This window comes from Alistipes sp. An66 (genome assembly GCF_002161445.1).
Classification (GTDB): Bacteria; Bacteroidota; Bacteroidia; order Bacteroidales; family Rikenellaceae; genus Alistipes; species Alistipes cottocaccae.
Map to the genome: position 1 here is coordinate 58,120 of NZ_NFHT01000004.1, position 21,134 is coordinate 79,253.

16 protein-coding genes are annotated in these 21,134 nt (G+C 62.7%); 8 read left to right on the forward strand and 8 right to left on the reverse strand.

Translation table 11 applies throughout. The features are described from left to right. The first annotated feature begins 88 nt into the window (after positions 1-88). The 4 genes from rplM (at position 89) to tsf (ending at position 2,886) form a co-directional block, all read left to right on the forward strand. On the forward strand, positions 89-544 hold the full coding sequence (gene rplM, locus B5G16_RS04260; protein ID WP_087261537.1) for a 50S ribosomal protein L13: 456 nt from the start codon (positions 89-91) through the stop codon (positions 542-544). A 7-nt stretch (positions 545-551) separates the two neighbouring features. Beyond that, on the forward strand, positions 552-938 hold the full coding sequence (gene rpsI, locus B5G16_RS04265; RefSeq protein ID WP_087261539.1) for a 30S ribosomal protein S9: 387 nt from the start codon (positions 552-554) through the stop codon (positions 936-938). A 184-nt stretch (positions 939-1,122) separates the two neighbouring features. Next, entirely contained in the window at positions 1,123-2,019 is an 897-nt protein-coding gene (rpsB, locus tag B5G16_RS04270) for a 30S ribosomal protein S2 (protein WP_087261541.1), read from the forward strand. A gap of 36 nt (positions 2,020-2,055) precedes the next feature. Beyond that, a complete protein-coding gene (gene tsf, locus B5G16_RS04275; RefSeq protein WP_087261543.1) occupies positions 2,056-2,886 on the forward strand; it encodes a translation elongation factor Ts in 831 nt (276 codons plus the stop codon). A gap of 75 nt (positions 2,887-2,961) precedes the next feature. Here the strand turns inward: tsf and B5G16_RS04280 are convergent, their stop codons facing one another. Genes B5G16_RS04280 through B5G16_RS04295 form a run of 4 tightly spaced genes read right to left on the reverse strand, consistent with a single transcriptional unit; the run spans position 2,962 to position 9,331 of the window. Beyond that, complete coding sequence (locus B5G16_RS04280; protein ID WP_087261545.1) at positions 2,962-3,369, reverse strand: S24 family peptidase; 408 nt, start codon at positions 3,367-3,369, stop codon at positions 2,962-2,964. Beyond that, entirely contained in the window at positions 3,366-4,340 is a 975-nt protein-coding gene (locus B5G16_RS04285; RefSeq protein WP_239405959.1) for a hypothetical protein, read from the reverse strand. Before B5G16_RS04285 ends, B5G16_RS04280 begins: the two co-directional genes overlap by 4 nt. A gap of 3 nt (positions 4,341-4,343) precedes the next feature. Further along, positions 4,344-6,179: an ABC transporter ATP-binding protein gene (locus B5G16_RS04290; RefSeq protein WP_087261547.1), complete on the reverse strand. Its 1,836-nt coding sequence runs from the start codon at positions 6,177-6,179 to the stop codon at positions 4,344-4,346. Beyond that, the gene (locus tag B5G16_RS04295) at positions 6,176-9,331 is read right to left on the reverse strand and encodes a UvrD-helicase domain-containing protein (protein ID WP_087261549.1); all 3,156 of its coding nucleotides are present in this window, start codon (positions 9,329-9,331) and stop codon (positions 6,176-6,178) included. Before B5G16_RS04295 ends, B5G16_RS04290 begins: the two co-directional genes overlap by 4 nt. 95 nt (positions 9,332-9,426) lie before the next feature. Between B5G16_RS04295 and B5G16_RS04300 the strand changes: the two genes are divergently transcribed. Together B5G16_RS04300 and B5G16_RS04305 are read left to right on the forward strand one after the other, a co-directional pair. Next, positions 9,427-10,131, forward strand: a complete 705-nt coding sequence (locus tag B5G16_RS04300) for a GIN domain-containing protein (RefSeq protein WP_087261551.1) — start codon at positions 9,427-9,429, stop codon at positions 10,129-10,131. A 109-nt stretch (positions 10,132-10,240) separates the two neighbouring features. Then, complete coding sequence (locus tag B5G16_RS04305) at positions 10,241-13,081, forward strand: PD-(D/E)XK nuclease family protein (protein ID WP_087261553.1); 2,841 nt, start codon at positions 10,241-10,243, stop codon at positions 13,079-13,081. 309 nt (positions 13,082-13,390) lie between these two features. On the opposite strand, the gene B5G16_RS04310 is transcribed toward B5G16_RS04305, so the two are convergent. From B5G16_RS04310 to B5G16_RS04320, 3 genes are read right to left on the reverse strand one after another with little or no spacing between them, the layout of a single operon-like run. Continuing rightward, a complete protein-coding gene (locus tag B5G16_RS04310) occupies positions 13,391-14,047 on the reverse strand; it encodes an HAD family hydrolase (RefSeq protein WP_087261555.1) in 657 nt (218 codons plus the stop codon). Positions 14,048-14,049: 2 nt separating this feature from the next. Continuing rightward, the gene (locus B5G16_RS04315; RefSeq protein WP_087261557.1) at positions 14,050-15,000 is read right to left on the reverse strand and encodes a M23 family metallopeptidase; all 951 of its coding nucleotides are present in this window, start codon (positions 14,998-15,000) and stop codon (positions 14,050-14,052) included. Between the two features lie 4 nt (positions 15,001-15,004). Continuing rightward, positions 15,005-16,027, reverse strand: a complete 1,023-nt coding sequence (locus B5G16_RS04320) for a M23 family metallopeptidase (protein ID WP_087261559.1) — start codon at positions 16,025-16,027, stop codon at positions 15,005-15,007. 98 nt (positions 16,028-16,125) lie between these two features. Between B5G16_RS04320 and alaS the strand changes: the two genes are divergently transcribed. Continuing rightward, entirely contained in the window at positions 16,126-18,747 is a 2,622-nt protein-coding gene (gene alaS / locus B5G16_RS04325) for an alanine--tRNA ligase (RefSeq protein WP_087261561.1), read from the forward strand. Positions 18,748-18,768: 21 nt separating this feature from the next. Next, complete coding sequence (gene gpmI, locus B5G16_RS04330; protein WP_087261563.1) at positions 18,769-20,298, forward strand: 2,3-bisphosphoglycerate-independent phosphoglycerate mutase; 1,530 nt, start codon at positions 18,769-18,771, stop codon at positions 20,296-20,298. Positions 20,299-20,633: 335 nt separating this feature from the next. On the opposite strand, the gene B5G16_RS04335 is transcribed toward gpmI, so the two are convergent. Next, positions 20,634-21,083, reverse strand: coding sequence for a hypothetical protein (locus B5G16_RS04335; RefSeq protein ID WP_087261565.1), 450 nt, complete (start codon positions 21,081-21,083; stop codon positions 20,634-20,636). Positions 21,084-21,134 lie beyond the last annotated feature (51 nt).

Consider the following 21,134-nt stretch of genomic DNA (forward strand, 5'->3'; position numbering starts at 1 on the left):
AACCTGTTTTGCAGAACCAAAACTTTTTCGTACCTTTGCGCACCCGCAAAGTGCGGGAAACGGATTACAACAAGTTAAATTAAACGTAATGGATTCTTTAAGCTACAAGACTATCTCGGCCAACGCCTCGACCGTCACCAAGGAATGGGTGGTGATCGACGCGACGAACGAGGTACTGGGACGTCTTGCATCGCAGGTCGCGAAGATCCTCCGAGGCAAGAACAAGCCCTGCTACACGCCCCATGCGGATTGCGGTGATTATGTCATCGTCATCAACGCGGAGAAGGTGAAGCTCACGGGCAACAAGATGACCGACAAGGTCTACACACGCCACACCGGGTATCCGGGCGGCCAGCGCTACGCCACGCCGGCCGACTACCTGGCCAAAAAACCGACGTTCCTCATCGAAAAGGCCGTCAAGGGAATGCTTCCCAAAACCCGCCTGGGTGAGAAACTGCTCACGAACCTGAAGGTTTATGCCGGAGCGGAGCATCCGCACGCCGCACAGAACCCGAAGACCATTAAATTAAACGAGATCAAGTAAGAGAGTTATGGAAGTTGTAAACACCGTAGGTCGTCGTAAGGCCGCTGTGGCTCGCGTATTCGTGAAGCCGGGTAAGGGTCAGATTACAATCAACCACAAGGAGCTCGCCGTCTATTTCCCGCTCGAAATTCTCCAATTCCAGGTCAAGCAGCCGCTGCTGGCCACGAATACTGCCGAGAGCTACGACATCACCATCAACCTCGATGGCGGTGGCATCAAGGGACAGGCCGAGGCCGCTCGTCTGGGTATCGCTCGCGCACTGTGCGAGATCGACGCCGAGATGCGCCCCGTGCTGAAAAAGGCCGGCTTCCTGACGCGCGATCCCCGCGAGGTTGAGCGTAAGAAGCCCGGACAGCCCGGAGCACGTCGCAAGTTCCAGTTCAGCAAGCGTTAATACGCACGACCGGAATTTCGGCAACGCACGGCGCCGGTTTTCAAATCGGGAGGACTACGGATTATTTATATATATGTATTACCTTTCGGTTGCCGCGCCGCGGAAAACTCCCGGGATCGGACATGCCGCTACCCGCCGGAGTTGAAGAAAAGAGAATTAGAATCAATTAACGAAACGAATTAAAATGTCACGTACAGATTTTAATACATTACTGGAAGCCGGTGCGCACTTCGGACACCTGAAGCGCAAATGGAACCCGAAAATGGCTCCTTACATCTTCATGGAGAAGAACGGCATCCACATCATCGACCTGCACAAGACGGTGCTGAAAGTCGATGAGGCTGCGTCGGCCCTGAAACAGATCGCCAAGAGCGGTCGCCGGGTGCTGTTCGTAGCCACGAAGAAACAGGCCAAGGAGATTGTTGCCGAAAAGGTGGCAGCCGTCGGTATGCCCTACGTCACGGAGCGTTGGGCAGGCGGTATGCTGACCAACTTCCCCACCATACGTAAAGCCGTCAAGAAGATGGCCACCATCGACAAGATGACCAACGACGGCACGTTCGATAATTTCTCGAAGCGCGAGAAACTCCAAATCGCCCGCCAGCGTGCGAAGCTGGAAAAGAACCTGGGTTCGATTGCGGACCTGACGCGCCTTCCGGCCGCTCTGTTCGTCGTGGACGTACAGAAGGAGGCCAACGCCGTGAAGGAGGCCAAACGATTGAGCATCCCCGTTTTTGCCATGGTAGACACTTGTTGTGATCCGACCGACATTGATTACGTGATCCCGGCAAACGACGATGCAGCCAAATCCATCGCGGTGATCGTAGAGGCCATGTGCGCTGCCATCGCCGAGGGCACCGAGGAGCGCAAGCTCGAAAAGGAGAAGGAGGCCCAGGAGGCCGAGGCCGAAGGCGCCAAGAAGGAGGGCAAACCGCGCATCAAGAAGGCCGTGAAGGCTACGCTGGATGCCGAGGAGGCCGCCGTAGCTGATGTGGTAGCCGCCGTGGAGACTCCCTATGAGGAGCCCGCAACGGAGCAGGCCGCACCTGTCGAGGAGGCAGCAGAGGCCAAGGCCGAGTAATTGCAAAGTAGAAACAATCGAAAAAGTACAAAGACTATGGAAATCAAAGCTGCTGATGTAATGAAGCTCCGCAAGATGACCGGTGCCGGCATGATGGACTGCAAGAAGGCCCTGATCGAGGCAGAAGGCGACTATGCGCGGGCCCAGGACATTATCCGCGAGAAGGGCAAGCTTGTCGTGGCAAAGCGTGCGGATCGCACGGCGTCGGAGGGCGTTGTCGTAACGAAGATCGTGGGTCAGAAGGCCTATATTCTCTGCCTGGCGTGCGAGACGGACTTCGTAGCCCAGAATGCCGAGTATACGGCTTCGGCCGAGGCCATGCTGGAGGTTGCTGTGGCCGCCGATGCCGCCGACCGCGACGCACTGCTGGCCACGAAGAACGCCGAGGGCCATACCGTCGAGGAGATGGTTACCGAGAAGTCGGGCCAGACGGGCGAGAAGATCGAACTGGCCTACTATGCCCGGATCGAGGCTCCCTACTGCGCCGCATACGTTCACTTCAACAAGAAGCTGGGCACGCTGCTGGGCTTCAACAAGGAGGTTCCGGCGGAGGTCGCTCACGTGGTAGCGATGCAGGCTACGGCAATGGCTCCGGTCTCGATTTCGGAGGCCGACTGCCCGGCCGAGGTTGTCGAGCACGAGCGCAAGATCGCCGTGGAGGCCATGAAGCAGGATCCGAAGAACGCCAACAAGCCGGAGGCCATTCTGGAAAAGATCGCCGAGGGCAAGATGCGCAAGTTCTTCGAGGAGAACACGCTGCTGAACCAGCTGGTGGTAGGCGAGAAGGAGACGATCGCCGAGTACATCAGAAAGGCCGACAAGGATGCCACGGTAGTTGCCTACAAGCGCTTTGCACTGGGCGAGTAATCGCGACCGCAACATCTGTCAGAAAACAGACCGGAGTCTCCTCCGGTCTGTTTTTGTTTTTCGGGTGCGTGGCGGTCAGCGGAGAATCCGCCGAAGCAGGCGCAGCGGATAGCAGCGGAGGGGGCCGAGAAGCATCCAGATCCGGGCCAGCAGCAGGTGGAGGGGTGTGCATTCTACGGTTCCGCAGATCCGCTCGCGGGGCACGGATTCCCGGCCGAAGGGGTTTCCGTCGCCGCGGAGGAGGATTCTTGTGCTTCCGACCTGCGCGATGCGGTGGATGACGAACTGCCCGGAGTCGGTTTCGGCCAGCACGACGTGCCCGCACCGCAGGTCGCCGTTGCGCAGGGGCCGCAGACGGATCCGTTCGCCGCTGCGGAAGAAGGGGAGCATGCTCTGGCCTTCGATGCGGATTGAGACTTCGTGCCCTTCGGCCAGCAGTTGCCGGATCATGCGGAAGGCGGGGCGGTTGGGGAGTGTTTTCATGGCTGCGGGGTGTGAATTGCGGACGGATTGGCAGCCTGCGGGCATTCTCCGGACGTTGGGCGTCCGAAAACGGTGTCGCAGACCAACCGGGCGGCATCGGCATCGGGGCGGCATTCCAGCCGGAAGACCGGCACCTGTCCGATCATCTGCATGAGCGTTTCGCAGATGCTTTCGCGCAGCTCCGTGTCACGGATGAATGCCGGAGGGACCGAAGGCAGGAGAGCTCCGAGCGCCTCGATTGGAGAAAGCTGCCGGATCCGGTTCCCAGGGGCCTGCACAAGCCGCACGATGGCGGCCACGGGTGCGGATTCATTGCGGTAGCAGGGGACCTTCCCGCTCCACGGAGATCCCCAGACGCGGACCGCACCTTCCGTAAGCCCGAGGATGGGGCTGTCATCGTTGAGCAGGGATGTGCCGGGGATGTGCCGGCACCAAAGTCGGCTGTGGGTGCTTTTCCCGGTTCCGGACTCTCCGAGAAAGAGAAGCCCGGCGTCGCGGTACCGGATTGCGGAGGCATGGATCGCTATGGCATTGCGGCGCAGAGCCGCCAGATTGAAGAGCATCCAGACGCCGAACCGGAACAGGGCGGGGTGGTGATGGATGGAGAAGTCGCATGAGGTACGGTCTCCGGTTTCGGATGTCCGGAAGCGGGCCGCAGGGGTTCCGTCGCGGGGAACCATTTCGAGCAGGAAACCGGCATTGTCACGTCCGAAACGACAGTCGGCTCCGGCATCGGGGAACTCGAACCGGTGCAGTTCCTGCCAGCCGGGGGCTGGATGGATGCGGGTGACGGCTCCCGGAATCAGCTCCGGCATGACTCCTTTACATTCCCGCGGGGCGACCTCGGGTCCTGCGCTCCTCGCCCGCCCGATCGGCTCCGCCACGGCAAACGGTCGTAATGCCTCGGCGAAACGCCTCGGAATCAGCTCCTCCGGGAGCGAGATCCGTATGTCGGCAATGACGTATTCCATCGTTCAGTCTCCGTTTCCGAGATCCAGAATCCGCCGGCAGTGGATGAGCGAATGCGCACGGTGGGCGATCATCAGCAGAGTCCATCCGGGATGCTCGCGTGCGAGGTCGTCCAGCGACCGGAGCAGGGCCTCCTCCGTGCGGTCGTCGAGCGCCGCCGTCGCTTCATCGAGAAACAGCACGTCGGATTGCCGATACAGGGCCCGGGCTATGGCGATGCGCTGCCGCTGCCCGCCCGAGATCCGGGACCCGCACGCTCCGACCGGCGTGTCGATCCCGCGGGGCAGCGACGCGACGAATGCCCCGGCCTGCGCCCGCTCCAACGCTTCCCGTACCCGCTGACGGTCGATCTCCTCGGACGGCAGCCCCGGAGCGACGTTCTCGGCCAGCGTTCCGTTGCGGAGAAAGGGGCGTTGCGGCACATACCCGATCCGGTTCTGCCAGAGCCGGCGCGTGGCCGGCGTCAGCAGAACCCCGTCGATGCGTATTTCACCCTCCGTCGGTTCGTAGAGCCCCAGCAACAGCTGGAAAAGGGTGCTCTTCCCGATCCCCGAAGCGCCGCGGATCCCGATGCGCTCGCCCTTGCGGATCGTGAAGTCCAGCTTGCGAATCACCTCCGGGCCTCCCGGGTAGCGGAACGAAAGTCCGCGGAGCGTGATTTCGTGCTCGAACGGCAAGACCCCGGTTTCTCCGTCTCCGTCGATCTTCTCCCGGGGCGTTCCACGGGCGATGACCCGGACCTTTCCGCCGGCTCCGCTCGTTCCGACACGGTTGTCGATTCCCTCCCCGCTGCGGCCATTCTCCTTTCCGGAGCACTCCGAATTTCCGGAATTCCGGACTCTCGCTTCGGCAATTCCGGAGGCTGCCCGCCGGAGAATGGCGATCGTATAGCGGTTGCGGCGGAGGAGGGTCCATGCGGTCAGCAGGCTCCGGATCGAGGGCATCAGCCGCAGGGCCGCCACGGCGAACAACCCGAATTGCAGGGCCGTAGCCTTGCTTCCGAACCCGACGATGACCAGAAATACCAGCCCGACGGCCAATCCGCCCTCTATGAAGAGCGCCGGCATCCGGTTCGTGGCGGCCTCCTGCGCACGGGCGCGGACCACCTCGTCCAGCGCCCGGTCGAATTCGCGGAGCATCTCCGGGAAGGCGCCGTTCACCTCCATGTCGGCGTATCCGCGGAAGGTTTCGGCAACGATGCGGGCCTTGTCGTGCTGTGCGCGGTGCTCCGCCGCCCCGATCCGGTCGAAACGCCGCCGGACGAACCTCCCGTAGGTCCCTCCGACGGTGAGGAAGAGCGCCGTGACGAACGCCGCCGCGAGCGGGGCATGAAGGGCCAGCGCCGTGAGGAGCAGCAACAGCAGCATCCCTTCGGCGAGGATCGAGGCGGCGGGCCGCAGCACGCCGCACGTGAAGGTTTGCGTGACGACCTGGATGTTCCGCACGAGCGTCGCCGGATCGGAAGCGTCGATGAAGGCCATTCCCCGGTCGTGGTAGGCGGTGTAGAGACGGCGAGAGAGCGTGCGGTAGAGATCGCACAGGAAGTTCCGCTCGATGCGGAACAGCCGGAGCGAGATCCGGGCTTTCAGCGCCGTGAAGAGCAGCACGGCGATGCAGATCATCCCGGCCGGAAGCCGCAGCGACGCGCTTCCGCTCCGGATCCATGCACCGGGCGACGCCCCCTCACCGGAGAGCGCTGCGGGATCGAGCGCCAGCATCAGCAGGGGCAGCAGCGCCGCCAGCCCCGCGAAGTCGAGCGCCGCCCGGGCAAAGAGCGTGGCGACAATGCCGAAGCTCCGACGTCGGAACCCGGCCGGGAGTATGTCGAGGATTTTTCTCAATCGTCCACCTTCTCGATTTTACCGAGACGGACATACCACAAAAATCCTTCCGTTTTTGCATATCCCATTTCGCGCAGCAGGCGCATGTATTCGCGGATCTGGCGGCGGTGGCTTTCTGGGTCGAGCTCCCCGAACTTGTAGTCCACGACGACGACGCGCCCGTCGTCGCCGATCATCACACGGTCGGGGCGTCGTGTGGAGGTTTTCCCCGGGCGGATGATTTCGTACTCGTTGCGCACGCGCCGCCACTTTCCGCCGAACCATTCGCGCACCTCGGGATGCGCCAGCGCCCGGTCGATCTGCACCCGCAGCGCCGCGGCGTCGCTCTTCGCGAGGATGCCGTCGTCCTGCATCTGCGCCACGGCCCGGTGGATCTGCTCCTCGTCGTCGGCCAGCTCGAAGGCGCGGTGCATCAGGATTCCGAAGTTCCGGGGCGAGAGTTCCGTGTCTCCCTCCTCGAAATAGCGCTGCGAGGGGAGCCGCAGCCGCAGGTCGGCCTTGTCCGTGGGATAATCTTCCAGAATGACGTGCCGGGGCTTCGCCGCCGCCTTTTTTCTGTCGGGCTCGGGCCCCGTGAACTCCCCGAATGCAAAGCGCTCGCCCGTTTCGTCCGCCGTGTAACGCCCTTCGATGCCGTCGAGCAGGGCCCTGTCCCCCTCGACGCGGATGCTTTGCAGCAGCAGGGCGCCCACCGTGCGGTCGTTCCTGCGGGGGATGAAGACGTGCAGGGAGTCGGCGGCGCGTGTGAGTGCCACGTAGAGGAGGTTGATGTTGTCGACGTGCGTGTAGACCAGCTCGCGGTAGTACTCCGGCGAGAACTCCGAGTCGGCCATCGCCCGGCGGTAGCGCACCGGGAAGCGACCGATCTCCCCGACATCGCCTCCGGCGGCCTCGGCCCAGACGATGTTCTGGATCGTGCCGCTCGGCCTGGGGTCCAGCTGCCAGGAGCAGTAGGGGATCACGACGGCGGGTTTTTCGAGTCCCTTTGCCTTGTGGATGGTGGTGATTTCAACCGTTGTGAGGCTTTCGTCGACGCACAGCGAACGGTTGCATCCCGTCTCGTCCCACCAGCGGAGGAAGAGCTCGATGTCGGCGATCTTCGACGAGCAGAAGGCGATGATCTGCTCGTGGATGGCTTGCAGATAGGCGGTCTGGCGGCGGTCGCCCTGCAAGTCGAACTCCATGACGATGCGCTCGAAGGCCTCCTCGGGCGAGAGCAGGCGGATCGAGCGGAAGAAGAGCCGCTCCGACTCGCTCAACGGACGGTCGAACGGATGCCCGAGCCCCTGGTTGAAGAGGGCCCGGGGGAGTGCGTCGTCGGGATTCAGCGCCAGCCGCAGCGAGGCGACGATGAACGAACTGACGGGTGCGTTACCGATGATGAGGGCCTCCTGCGTCATGACGTCGAAGCGGTGGCGGGGATCGGTGTTCCGCTGCTTGAAGTCGAGGAGCTCGGCGGCGACTTTTGCGCCGTCGCGGGCGCTGCGGACGAGGATCAGGATGTCGCAGGGGCGGAATCCGCGGTCGAGCAGTTCGCAGATGCGCTCCACGACGGGCGGGCGCTCGTCGAAGGTCTCGACGGCGACGTATCCCGGATTCGAGGTGCGGCGGCGCGGAATCTGGGCGTGTTCGCGGTAGGCGTCGGTGAGGGTGTCGTGCAGCGGTTCGGCCTCGGCGCGGGGGATGCCGCCCGCCTGGACCGCCGCGTCGAGCGCCTCGTTGAGGGAGCGGTTGTCGGCCTCGACGATGCGTTCGATGATGCGGTTGTTGAACTCCACGACCTGCGGCAGACTGCGCCAGTTCTCGCGCAGGACGTCGACCTGTGTCTCCCGGGGCCCGAGGGCCTGCCGGGCCTGGTCGTGGAGGATCCGCCAGTCGCCGCCGCGCCAGCGGTAGATCGACTGCTTGATGTCGCCGACGAGGAGCACCGAGGTCTCCTGCTCGTCGGTCTGGGCCATGGCGTTTTTCAGCAGCGGGAGGAAGTTCTCCCACTCCTTGACCGAGGTGTCCTGGAATTCGTCGATCATGAAGCGGTCGAAGCGGTTTCCGACCTTTTCGTAGATGAACGGCGCGTCGTTGTGGTCGATGAACTCCGCGAGGACGTATTTCGTTTCGGAGAGCAGCATGAGGTTCTGCTCCTCGCAGAGCTGCTGCACGCGGGCGTAGAGGTCCGAGAGGAGAGCGAAGCTGCGGTAGTTCTCGCGCAGCAGGTCGCAGGTGTTCCAGCGGCGGAGGTTCGTGTCGTAGAGGTCGCACATTTCGCGCATCAGGGGCCGCAGCTGCGGTTCGAGGTTGCGGGACGGGCTCCCGATCTTTCCCCATTGGGCGGGGTCGCCGACGGCGTCGGCCACGCGCTTCTTGTATCCCGCGACGGCGCCGTCGGCCACGGCGTAGAACCAGGGTGCGAAGCCCCGGCTCTTGTTGGGGAAATCCTCGACGGAGAGCCCGGCTCCGGCGATGATCTCCACGGCGCGCACGGCCGCCGCGCGGAAGGCATTCCGGGAGGCGTCGGCCGCAGCCGAGGCGCGAGCGACGATCCCGCGCAGCTCCTCGCGGGAGCGAGCGCGGCCGAGTGCGGCCTTGTTCTTCTCCTTGAAGAGCTCGCCGGCGAGCGAGAGGATGCCGTCGCGGATGTCCCACTTGCGGCCCTCGTCGATCCGCTCCTGGACGAACTCCGTGAGCCAGCGTTGGAGGTCGCGGTCGACGGTGATCTGCTCGATGAGCGCATCGGCGCCTTTGGAGAGCACGGAGGCGGTTTCGATCTCGACGTTGTAGTTGAGGTCGATGCCGAGCTCCTTGATGAAGGCGCGCAGGATGCGTTGGAAGAAGGTGTCGATGGTCAGGACCGTGAATCGCGAGTAGTCGTGGAGGATCCTGGCGCGGACCTCGGCGGCGCGTTTGCGGATGGAGCGTTCGTCGGTGTCGAGCTCCTTGCGGAGGTCCTCCAGGTAGGAGCTCTCCTCGCCGGCGGCGAGCGTGTGTATCTCTTTCAGAATGCGGGACTTCATCTCCTCGGTGGCCTTGTTGGTGAAGGTCACGGCCAGGATGTGGCGGTATAGTTCCGGCTGTCGGATGACGTCGCGGACATATTTGTAGGCCAGCTGATAGGTCTTGCCGGACCCGGCGCTCGCATTCAGAATCTTCGCTCTCACTGTTCGGAAATTCGTTTCGGGGAAGTAAAAATACGAAACAAAACCCGAAATTCGCAAGAATTTCGTAAATTAGCCGGACAAAACACCATCGAACAATGAAAAAAACGATTCTTACCGTCCTGATGCTGTGCATCGTCGGACTGACCCGGGCGGAGTCGCCTGCGAACTCCGGAGAGCAGCGCGAGTGGCTCACCTCGTTCACGGCCGTGGAGGTCACGGCACCGGTCGATCTTCATTTTTACCGGGTCCCCGACACCGAGGCGCCGAAGATCATCTATGATACGAAGGGCTCCTATACGACACGATTCCGTTTCGGCGTGCAGGACAAGGTGCTGCGGATTTCGGAGCGTCCCGATTCGCGTCGTCCGGAGCGCACGCAGGTTTCGGTTTACTATAATTCGCTGGACCGTATCGCCATCGCCGATGCCGTGGCGACGTTCGACAGCACGCTTGTGGCGACCGTTCTGGACCTGACCGTGGGGGGCATGGCCGAAGTGAAGGCTCCGATGGCGGTCAAGGACCTCAAACTCGACATCACGGGCAAGAGCCGTGTGACGCTGACGGGCTCGGCGCGTTATCTGACGCTCTTCATCTCGTCGGGCGTGCTGGAAGCCGCGGCGCTGGAAGTGATGTCGGCGGTTTCGAACGTGACGAGTTCGGGCACGGCGTCGTTGTGGGTGACGGACCGCTTCGAGGGCAAGACCTCGACGGGCGGCAAGATCACCTACAAGGGCTCTCCGACGATCATTCGCGGGAGCATGAAGTTCATGGGCGGCGACATTACGCGGATCAGGGAGTAAGAACCGGCGTCGGATCCGCATCCGGCCTGTATTTTCGTCCGCTCTTTTCGCCTCGATTCTTAATTCCACCCTCCCTTTCGGAGCTTCTCTCCGGACCGGACATCCGACCATGAAGAGTTTTCTTTACGAAGTAGCCGCAGATCTGTATGCCCGTTACGGGTCGTCGCTTTCGGAACGCTCGGTGCTGTTTCCGTCGCGGCGTGCGCGTCTGTTTTTCGTCGATGCGCTGTCGCAGATTGCCGACCGGCCGATGTGGCAGCCCGCGTGGACGACGATCGACGAACTGATGAGCGAAATCTCGGGGCTTCGTGCGGGCGACCGCGTGCGCCTCATCACGGAGCTCTACAAGATCTACTCGGAGTACCACGACGAACCGTTCGACAAGTTCTATTTCTGGGGCGACCTGCTGCTGACGGATTTCGACACGATCGACAAATACGCCGTCGATGCCGACCAGCTGTTCCGCAACATTACGGAGATCAAGGAGCTCGAAGCCGACATTTCCTACCTCACACCGGCGCAGTTGCAGATCGTGCGATTCTGGTCGTCGCTGGGCCCCGAGGCGGACCTTTCGGCCGAGAAGCGGCGTTTTCTGGCGATCTGGAAGACCCTCGGGCCGGTTTACCGCCGCTTCCGGGCGCGGCTCGCGGAGCTGGGCATCGCCTACGGCGGGATGATCCAGCGAGCGGCCGCCGACCGCATCCGCGAGGGGGCGTTCTCGTTTCCCGAGCCGCGGCGCTATGTCGTGGCGGGCTTCAACGCCCTGTCGGAGTGCGAGAAGCGGCTGTTCCGGTTTCTCGCGACCGCTGCGGAGACCGATTTCTACTGGGATTACGACACCTATTACAAGGACTCCGCGGAGCAGGAGGCGGGGATGTTCGTGCGTGAGAACGTCGTGCAGTTTCCGCCGCGGGGCGAGGTGTCGCACGACCACATGTCGTCGCCGAAGGCGCTGACATCGGTTGCGGCGGTCTCGAACGCCGTTCAGTGCAAGTATGCGGCGAAGATCCTGCAAGCGCTCTCCGGGGGGCGTCCCCTCGACAAGCGGACGGCCGTCGTGCTGACGGACGAAAACCTGCTGCTGCCGCTGCTCTATGCGCTGCCGAAGGAGATCGGGAAGGTCAACGTCACGATGGGTTTCCCGCTTCGTGCGAGCCTGGCCTATACGTTCGTCGAACGCCTCGTGGAGTTGCAGACGCACCGCCGCCGCAAGGGCGACGGCTGGACCTTCTACCACGCCGATGCCGCGGGGCTTCTCGCACACCCCTATGTGTCGGACTGCGACCCCGCGACGACGCGGCGGATGCAGGAGGAGATCGTCCGCGAACGGCGGATCTCCGTGGATGCCGCCTGGCTGGGCCGCAACGAACTGCTGTCGGCGATCTTCTCGCCGGCGGAGACGTGGCACGAGCAGTCGGACTGGCTGCTGCGGGTGGTCGGGGCCGTGGCCCGCATTCCCTACGAGGGGGACGACGCCCGTCAGCGCGTGGAGTTCCTGGCGGTCATCGCCGAGGAGATCACCAAACTGCGCAACTCGCTCGACGAGTGCGACGTGGAGCTGACTCCGGAGGTCTATGCGTCGCTTCTGCGGCGGCATCTCCAAACGCTGCGCATCCCCTTCGAGGGGGAGCCGCTCGAAGGGGTCCAGATCATGGGTATCCTCGAAACGCGCAACGTGGATTTCGAGAACGTGATCCTGCTCTCGATGAACGACGACAACTTCCCGGGCAACCACATGGCGCAGGCGTCGTTCATCCCCTACAACCTGCGTTCGGCCTACGGGCTTCCGACGCCCGAGCACCACGAAGGGGTCTATGCCTACTACTTTTACCGGCTGCTGCAACGGGCCGGGCGTGTGTGGATGCTCTACTGCTCGCATGCCGACGACAAGTCGACGGGCGAGCCGAGCCGCTACATCTACCAGCTGGACTACGAGAGCGGCTTCCGCGTGGCGAAGGAGGAGGTGGGCGTGGACGTGAATCTGGCGGAGACGCCGCCGATCGAGGTGGCGAAGGACGCCGGGGTGCTGCGTCGCCTTGCGGCGTTCACCGATGCGGCGTCGAAGGCGACGCTCTCGCCGACGGCCTTTTTCCGGTATGTGGCGTGCCCGCTGCGCTTCTATTTCCATTCGGTGGCGCGGTTGGAGCGCGACGACGAGATCTCCGAGGAGGTCGATGCGCCGATGTTCGGCACGATTCTCCACGCCGCGGTGCAGAAGCTCTACGCGCGGATCGTCGGCGAGAGCCACCCGGGCGACACGCTGCGTGCGATGCTCCGCACGGGGGAGGTTGAGGCGGCGGTCGAGGCGTCGATCAACGAGAATTACCTGAACGACCCGCAGGCCACGTCGGACGACTATACGGGCAACCTGCTGCTGGTGAAGGATATCGTGACGCGCTACCTGCGGGGCGGGGTGATGCCCTACGATGCGTCGCACGACGGATTTGCAGTGCAGGGGCTGGAACAGCGCATCGAATACGGATTCGATTTCGAGAGTGCGGGACGCACGCTGCGCATGAAGTTCGCGGGCATTGCCGACCGCATCGACCGTCTGGACGACGGGACGCTGCGCGTGGTGGACTACAAGACCGGGGCCGCACACCTCGATTTTGCGGGGATCGGGAGCCTGTTCCGCGGGGAGGGAAAACAGCGCCTTTCGAACGTGCTGCAAACGCTGCTCTACGCGATGATGCTCTACCGCACGCGAGGGGCGGATGCCGTTCCGACGCTCTATTACGTGCGTTCGATGAACCGCCCGGACTACGATCCGACACTCGTCGACCGCGAGCTGGACATCCGCGGCTGCCGTTACTCCTGTTATGCGGAGCGTTTCGAGACGCTGGTGCGCGAGACGCTCGCGGAGCTCTATGATCCGTCGACGCCGTTCCGGCAGTGCGCCGATGCGGACACCTGCAAATTCTGCGATTTCAACGTCATCTGCAAGCGGTGATCTTTTCGGAAGGCGCCCTCTCTGCGCGCTCGGACGCGCCCTTTTCTGTGCGCTTTTGCCGGCTCTTCTTCGTGCCGGAAGCCCTCGGAATGATTGTGCCCGCTGCCGGGATCTGCCGTTGAAAGCCCCTTCCGGACGAGCGTCCGCCCCGCGGTCCCCGGGAGCCCCGTTAGAACAACGGGCAACGGTCCGGGACTTCGGGCGTTCGGATTCTGGTCGCCGGGGCCGGTCATGGCCCGGACGGGATCCGGAACTTGCCGATGACGGAAACTGCCGGCATGGCCTTCGGGCGCTGCCGCCGGACGGGATTCAGAGCCTGACGACGAAGTAGGAGGCTCCGCTCCGGTGTGCGGCTTCGATGCCGATGGCCGAGTCTTCGAAGATGAGGGTTTCGCGCGGCGAGCAGCCTTCGCGGCGCATGACTTCCAGAAAACAGTCGGGAGCCGGTTTCGGCCGTTCGATGTCGGGGCCTGCGAGAATGCCGTCGACCCGTCCGAGCGGGCATCCGTTTTCGGGAGGGGTTGTTCCGACGCTGCCGGGGGCAGCGTTTTTTGATGCCGGATCGTCGGCGGGGCCTCCGATGCCGAGGTGGCGCATGACGTTGTCGATGTTGTCGCGGCTGCCGGTCGAGACGATCCATACGCGCCCGCCCCGGGACTGGAACTGACGGCAGAATTCCCACAGCGGACGGTTCAGCCGCACGGTATCGAAAAACGTGGGGTAGAGTTCGATCTTGCGGCGGCGCAGGCGCTCGCGCTCGGCGGGATCGGCAATCCCGAAGCGAGTCAGGAACTCCTCGCATCGCATGCCGAAGTAGTTGGTCGTGTACTCCTCCTCGGTGAGGGTGTATCCGGCCTCGCCGAGCGCCGCGACGTAGGCCAGGGTATTGGCCCGTCGGGTGTCGGCGAGCGTGCCGTCGAAGTCGAGCAGGATGAGCCGGATGCGGGAACTGTCGGAAGGTTGCATGTTTAGTCGAAGGATTGCATGCCGGCCTGCGCGATGCGCATCAGACGCTGGTATTCGCCGGGGGTTAGTTCCATGAAGAAGTAGTGGATCGGGTCGACGCGCATGCCGTCCTTTCGGACCTCGTAGTGGAGGTGGGGCGAGAGCGAGAGCCCCGTATCGCCGGAGAGGGCGATGATGTCGCCGCGGCGGACGCTCTGGCCCTTTCGGACGTTGATTTTCGAGAGGTGGCTGTATGAGGTTTCGTATCCGTTTCCGTGGTCGATGACGACGGTGCGGCCCTGTGTGGAGCTGCGCGAGGAGACGTCGCGGACCACGCCGTCGGCCGTAGCGAAGACGCGCGAACCTTCGGGGATGGTGTAATCGACTCCCTGATGGGCCTGCAAGGTCTTGTAGAAGGGGTGTATGCGCATGCCGTAGGAGGCGGTCAGCAGGGTGAGCTGCTTGTTGATGACGGGCTGGATCGAGGGGATGTTGTCGCATCCGCGGCCGACGGTGTCGATGCGGGCCTGCAATTGGAGGTAGGAATCCCCGAGTTCGGTGAGCCGCTGTTCCATCTCGATGACCCCTTCGCGGAGTTCGCGTTTGAGCTGGCGGGTCGAGCGACCGACGATCTTCTCGTAGGTGGCAGCCTGCTGCCGTTCGATCTCCGTATTGAAGTCGTAGGGTTCGGATTCGAAGAGGATCCGGAAGACGTTTCGGTCGCGCTCTTCGAGGTTGCCGAGGACGCGGGCCAGGGAGTCGTAACGCAGTTCGAGACGCCGGTACTCGTTGCGGAGCAGGTCGGTGGAGTGCTTCATCTGGTACTCGAACGGGGTGTCGAAGAAGATCGAGAACCCGATGTAGTAGAGCACGGCGGCTCCGAACCATACGAAGAGGTGTACGGTTGCGCGGATGATGCGCTGTTTGCGGCGTTTGCGTCTGCGGAGGCGTTCGAGATCCTTTTTTCCGGCCATGTCGTCAATACTTTTCGAAGTTGGTTTCGCGCAGGTTCTCCATCAGCCGTTCGTACTCTTCGGCCGACATGTCGCGGTTGAAGTAGTTGATCGGGTTGACGGGTACGCCCTTGTGGATCACTTCGTAATGGAGGTGGGGACCGGTCGAGCGTCCGGTGTTTCCGGTGTGGGCGATGATCTGCCCGCGGACGACGCGGTCGCCGGGTTTGACGAGGATGTCGCTCAAATGGGCGTATCGGGTCTTGTAACCGAATTCGTGGTCGAGGAGCACCTGATGCCCGTATCCGCCGTTGTATCCGGAGGACTGGGCGAGTTCGACGGTGGCGTCGCCGGTGGCGTAGACGGGGGTCCCGCGGTCGCAGCCGAAGTCGACGCCGGTGTGTGCGATGACGCGGTGCAGCACGGGGTGGAAACGCCGGGGGCTGAATGCGCCGATATGGTTGTTGTGCAGGGCCTTGCGGTCGATGGGCCAGATGGCGGGCACGGCGGCGGAGAGCTGCTCCTTGTTCTTGGAGAGGAGTTGGAGTTCGTCCATCGAGACCGATTCGAGGTAGAGCGTGCGGGCCAGGGCGTCGATCTGTCGCCAGGTTCCGACCATCAGGGGCGCGTATTCGTCGTCGGCCATCGGGGCGTATTTCGAATCGGGGTATGGGTTCCAGACGCCGGGGATCGCGAGCGTGTCGGTGGCGAAGAGCGAGCGGTAGACGTAATTGTCGCGATGGCGGATCTCGTCGACGCGCTGTTGGGCGGCGCGGATGCGGTCTTGCAGGATGCGGTATCGGATTTCGGTCTCTCGGTTGTCGCGCAGGATGCGGTACATTTTGGGGGTGTAGAAGAAGTAGGAGAAGAGCACGTTGGCGATCGACACGAGGATGAATCCGATGAGGATTTTCCGGATCAGGCGGTAGGTTTTGAGCCGGAAAGGGGCCGTGACGACATCGCGCGTGAGGATCTGTGCCTCGTGCGAGAGTTCGCCGGCTCCGGCCCGGAGCGCCTCGGTGGGGAATCTGTGACCTTTTTGACCCATTGCGGAAAAAACTCTGTCGGTGAGGTGCAAATTTAGTTTAAAATGTGTAATTTTGCAACCCGAATCAAGAACGCGGAAATAGGATAAATCAATATACGATGGAGTCAAATAAAATCAGACAGGCCTTTCTGGACTTTTTCGAGTCGAAGGGTCATGCAATCGTCCCTTCGGCGCCGATGGTGGTGAAGGGCGACCCGACGCTGATGTTCACCAATGCGGGCATGAACCAGTTCAAGGACATTTTTCTGGGGAATGCGCCGCGGAAATATCCGCGTGCGGCCGATACGCAGAAATGCCTTCGGGTGTCGGGCAAGCACAACGACCTGGAGGAGGTCGGACACGACACCTACCACCATACGATGTTCGAGATGCTGGGCAACTGGTCCTACGGCGATTACTTCAAGAAGGAGGCGATCGAGTGGGCGTGGGAGCTGCTGCACGACGTCTACAAGTTGCCGGCCGAGCGGATGTACGCGACGGTATTCGAGGGCTCGGAGGAGGACGGCGTTCCGTTCGACCAGGAGGCCTATGACTATTGGAGACGCTTCCTGCCGGAGGATCACATCATCCGCGGCAACAAGCACGACAACTTCTGGGAGATGGGCGAGACGGGTCCGTGCGGACCCTGCTCGGAGATCCACTTCGACCTGCGCGACGAGGCGGAGATCGCCGCGAAGCCGGGCCGGGAGATGGTCAACGCCGGCCACCCGCAGGTGATCGAGATCTGGAATCTGGTCTTCATGCAGTTCAACCGCAAGGCGAACGGCTCGTTGGAGGAGCTTCCGGCGCGCAACGTCGACACGGGCATGGGCTTCGAGCGGCTGTGCATGATCCTTCAAGGCAAGAAATCGAACTACGATACGGATGTTTTCCAGCCGACGATCGGCCGCATCGCGGCCCTTTCGGGCAAGCGCTACGGCGAGGATGAGAAATCGGACGTAGCCATGCGCGTGATCGCCGACCACCTGCGCGCCATCGCCTTCTCGATCGCCGACGGACAGCTTCCGTCGAACGTCAAGGCGGGCTACGTGATCCGCCGCATCCTGCGCCGTGCGGTTCGCTACGGCTACACCTACCTCGGCTTCACGGAGCCGACGCTCTGCCGCCTGGTTCCGGGACTGGTGGAGCAGATGGGGGGCCAGTTCCCCGAGCTGAAAGCGCAGCAGACCCTGATCGAGAAGGTGATCGAGGAGGAGGAGGCTGCATTTCTGCGGACGCTGGCCACGGGCATCAACCTGCTGGACGGCGTGATCGCCCGCACGAAGCGGGAGGGCGGCAGCCGCATTTCGGGCAAGGATGCCTTCGATCTGTACGACACGTTCGGCTTCCCGATCGACCTGACGGAGCTGATCGCCCGCGAGCAGGGCGTGGAGGTGGACCTCGACGCCTTCGAGCAGGAGTTGCAGGCCCAGAAGGAGCGTTCGCGCAACGCCGCGGCCGTCGATACGGACGACTGGGTGGAGCTGATCCCCATCAAGGAGAGCATCTTCACGGGTTACGACACGCTGACCGAGCAGGTGCACATCGCGCGCTACCGCCGCGTGACGTCGAAGGGCAAGACCTCCTACCAGCTGGTCTTCGACCGCACGCCGTTCTACGGCAATTCGGGCGGTCAGATCGGCGACATCGGCATGATCGAGAGCGCCAATGAGCGGATCCCGGTCGTGGCCACCGAGAAGGAGAACGGGCTGATCATCCATATCGTGAACCAGCTTCCGGAGAATCCTGCGTCGGAATTCACGGCGAAGGTCGACCCGGAGAAGCGCCAGAGCGCCGCGAACAACCACACGGCGACGCACCTCATGCACGAGGCGCTGCGCAAGGTGCTGGGTCCGCACGTCGAGCAGAAGGGTTCGCTGGTGACTCCGGAGATGCTTCGTTTCGACTTCTCGCACTTCCAGAAGGTGACCCCGGAGCAGCTGCGCGAGGTCGAGATGCTGGTCAACCGGGCCGTGCGCGCCGACTACCCGCTCGTCGAGAACCGCGAGGCGACGAAGGAGGAGGCTGCGGCCGCCGGGGCGATGATGCTCTTCGGCGAGAAGTACGGCGACCGGGTGCGCATGGTTCGCTTCGGGACGTCGGTGGAGCTGTGCGGCGGCACGCACACGCGGGCCACGGGAACGATCGGATTCTTCAAGATCCTCTCGGAGAGCGCCATTTCGGCGGGCGTGCGTCGTATCGAGGCGGTCACGGGCGAACATGCCGAGAAGATGCTCTACGCGGCGGAGGATACGATCCGCAACGTGGCCGACTACCTGAACAACCCGCAGGTGGTGCAGGCCGTGAAGAAGATGCTGGAAAGCAACGAGCAGCTCTCGAAGGAGGTGGAGACGATGCGGCGCGAGCAGGTTTCGCAGTGGGCGGACAAGATCGCCGCGTCGACGCCCGAGCGGGACGGCATGCAGCTTTTCTCCGTGCAGACGGATCGTCGTCCGGACTTTGTGAAGGACCTGGCCTATAATTTGCGGCAGCGGATGCCGCGGCTGGTGCTGGTCGTGGGTTCGCTGTGCGAGGGCAAGCCGACGCTGACGGTGATGCTGGGCGACGGGATCACGGCGCAGGGCGTGAATGCCGGAGCCGTGGTGCGCGAAGCGGCGAAGCTGATGCAGGGCGGCGGCGGCGGCCAGGCGTTCTTCGCCACGGCGGGCGGCAAGCAGGCCGACGGTTTGCAGGCGGCGATCGACAAGGCCGTGGAGCTGATCGCGGCACAGGTGAAGTAACAATCAAAAAACGAGAGAGATATGAGCAACAAGGTATTATTGATGATTCTCGACGGCTGGGGCAATGGCCATCACGACAAGGCGGACGTCATTTCGACGGTGCACCCGGCCTATATTTCGGCGATGACCGAACAATATCCCCATGCCGAGCTGCGCACCGACGGTGAGAACGTCGGACTTCCGGACGGACAGATGGGCAATTCGGAGGTGGGTCACCTCAATATCGGCGCGGGGCGTGTGGTTTACCAGGATCTGGTGAAGATCAACCGGGCGTGCCGCGACAACTCGATTCTGAAAAACCCCGAGGTGGTCAGGGCGTTCGAATATGCGAAGGCGCAGGGCGTGGGGGTTCACTTCATGGGCCTGACGTCGGACGGCGGCGTACACTCGTCGTTCGAGCACCTCTTCAAGCTGTGCGACATCGCCAGCGAGTACGGCGTTTCGGAGCGCACCTACGTGCACTGCTTCATGGACGGCCGCGACACGGACCCGCACAGCGGCAAGGGCTTCATCGCGCAGCTGGAGGAGCACCTCTCGAAGACGGGCGGCAAGATCGCCACGGTGATCGGCCGCTACTATGCGATGGACCGCGACAAGCGTTGGGAGCGCGTGAAGGTAGCCTACGACGCGCTGGTCGAGGGCGTGGGCGAGCACGATACGGACATGGTCGCCGCCGTTCAGAAGTCCTACGACGCCGACGTGACGGACGAGTTCATCAAGCCGATCGTGCATGTCGACGCAGCCGGGCAGCCGATGGGTCTGATCCGGGAGAACGACGTGGTGATCTTCTTCAACTACCGCAACGACCGCGCCAAGGAGCTGACGATCGTACTCACGCAGCAGGACATGCCCGAAGCGGGGATGCACACCCTGCCGCTGTACTACTGCTGCATGACCCCCTACGACGCGAAGTTCACGGGCCTGCACATCCTCTTCGACAAGGCGGACGTGCCCGACACGATCGGCGAGTGGGTTTCGAAGCAGGGCTTGAAGCAGCTGCGCATCGCCGAGACGGAGAAATACGCGCACGTGACGTTCTTCCTGAACGGCGGGCGTGAGGATAAGTTCGAGGGTGAGGAGCGGATTCTGGTCGCCTCGCCGAAGGTGGCGACCTACGACCTGCAACCCGAGATGTCGGCTCCGGAGGTTGCCGACAAGCTGGTTGCCGCACTGAACGAGCGGAAGTTCGACTTCATCTGCCTGAACTTCGCCAACGGCGACATGGTAGGCCATACGGGCGTCTACGAGGCGATCGTGAAGGCCGTGAAGGCCGTAGACGGGTGCGTGGAGAAGGTCGTTGAGGCTGCGAAGGCGAACGGCTACGAGGTGGTGATGATCGCCGACCACGGGAATGCCGACAACGCGATCAATCCCGACGGCACGCCCAACACGGCACACTCGCTGAATCCGGTGCCCATTGTGGTGGTTTCGGATCGTGTGAAGTCGGTTGAGAACGGCATTCTGGCGGACGTTGCCCCGACGGTCTTGAAACTGATGGGACTTCCGCAGCCTGCGGAGATGACCGGCAAGGTGCTCGTCGAGCTGAAATAACACGAATTGAAATAACAATGGTTCTGCGGAACCGAATGGCACGAACGGAGGCCGGTCAGAGGACCGGCTTCCGTTTTTTTTGTGCGGTACGGTCGGATGGTGCAGGGGCTTCGCCTTGCCGGGTCTCATGGCCGGCGCATGCCGCGGTTACGCAGCATGGCGGGCGGCCAAGCCGTTTCCGGAGGCTTGTGAAATACAGGGTGAAGGTGAGCGTGGATGTGAGGGGACGATGCCGGTCCGATGGGCCGGATGTGCGGCGCCGGAGAGGAGAAAAAAGAGAGGGGGCAATTCGCCAAAGCGAATGCCCCCTCCCAGGTGCTTGGATCTTCCGATGGTCAGTGATATATCTCGAAGGCGGTGACCCATTTGGGCATCAGCCGCATGGCATGGCCCATCATGTAACGGGCCTGCGAGGCCGAGTTGGCGATGAATTCCATGCTGATCTGGAAGATGTTGCCGTTTGTCTCGTCGTGGTATGCCGAGCATTTGCAGAGATATTTGCTGGTATTGAGCTCGGTGGCGAAGCTCCGCAGGTCGGAGAGCGACATGTCCGAGGCGTCGAAGGGGACGCGGACCTCGACGTAGGAGTACCCCTCGCCGGAGTCTTTGATGATGACGTAATAGAGACATCCCTCCTTCTTGAACTGGATATCTCCATCCGAGTCATAGGTGGGGACATATCCCTCGGTTCGCAGGTAGGACATGATCTCCGATTCTATGGACTGGGCCCGGAGTGCGCCGAATGCACCGAGAGTCAGGAGCAGTGCGATGACGATTTTTTTCATGGTTGTGTTTGTAAGGGTTGTCTGAATAAGTCCAAAGATAGCGAAAAAATC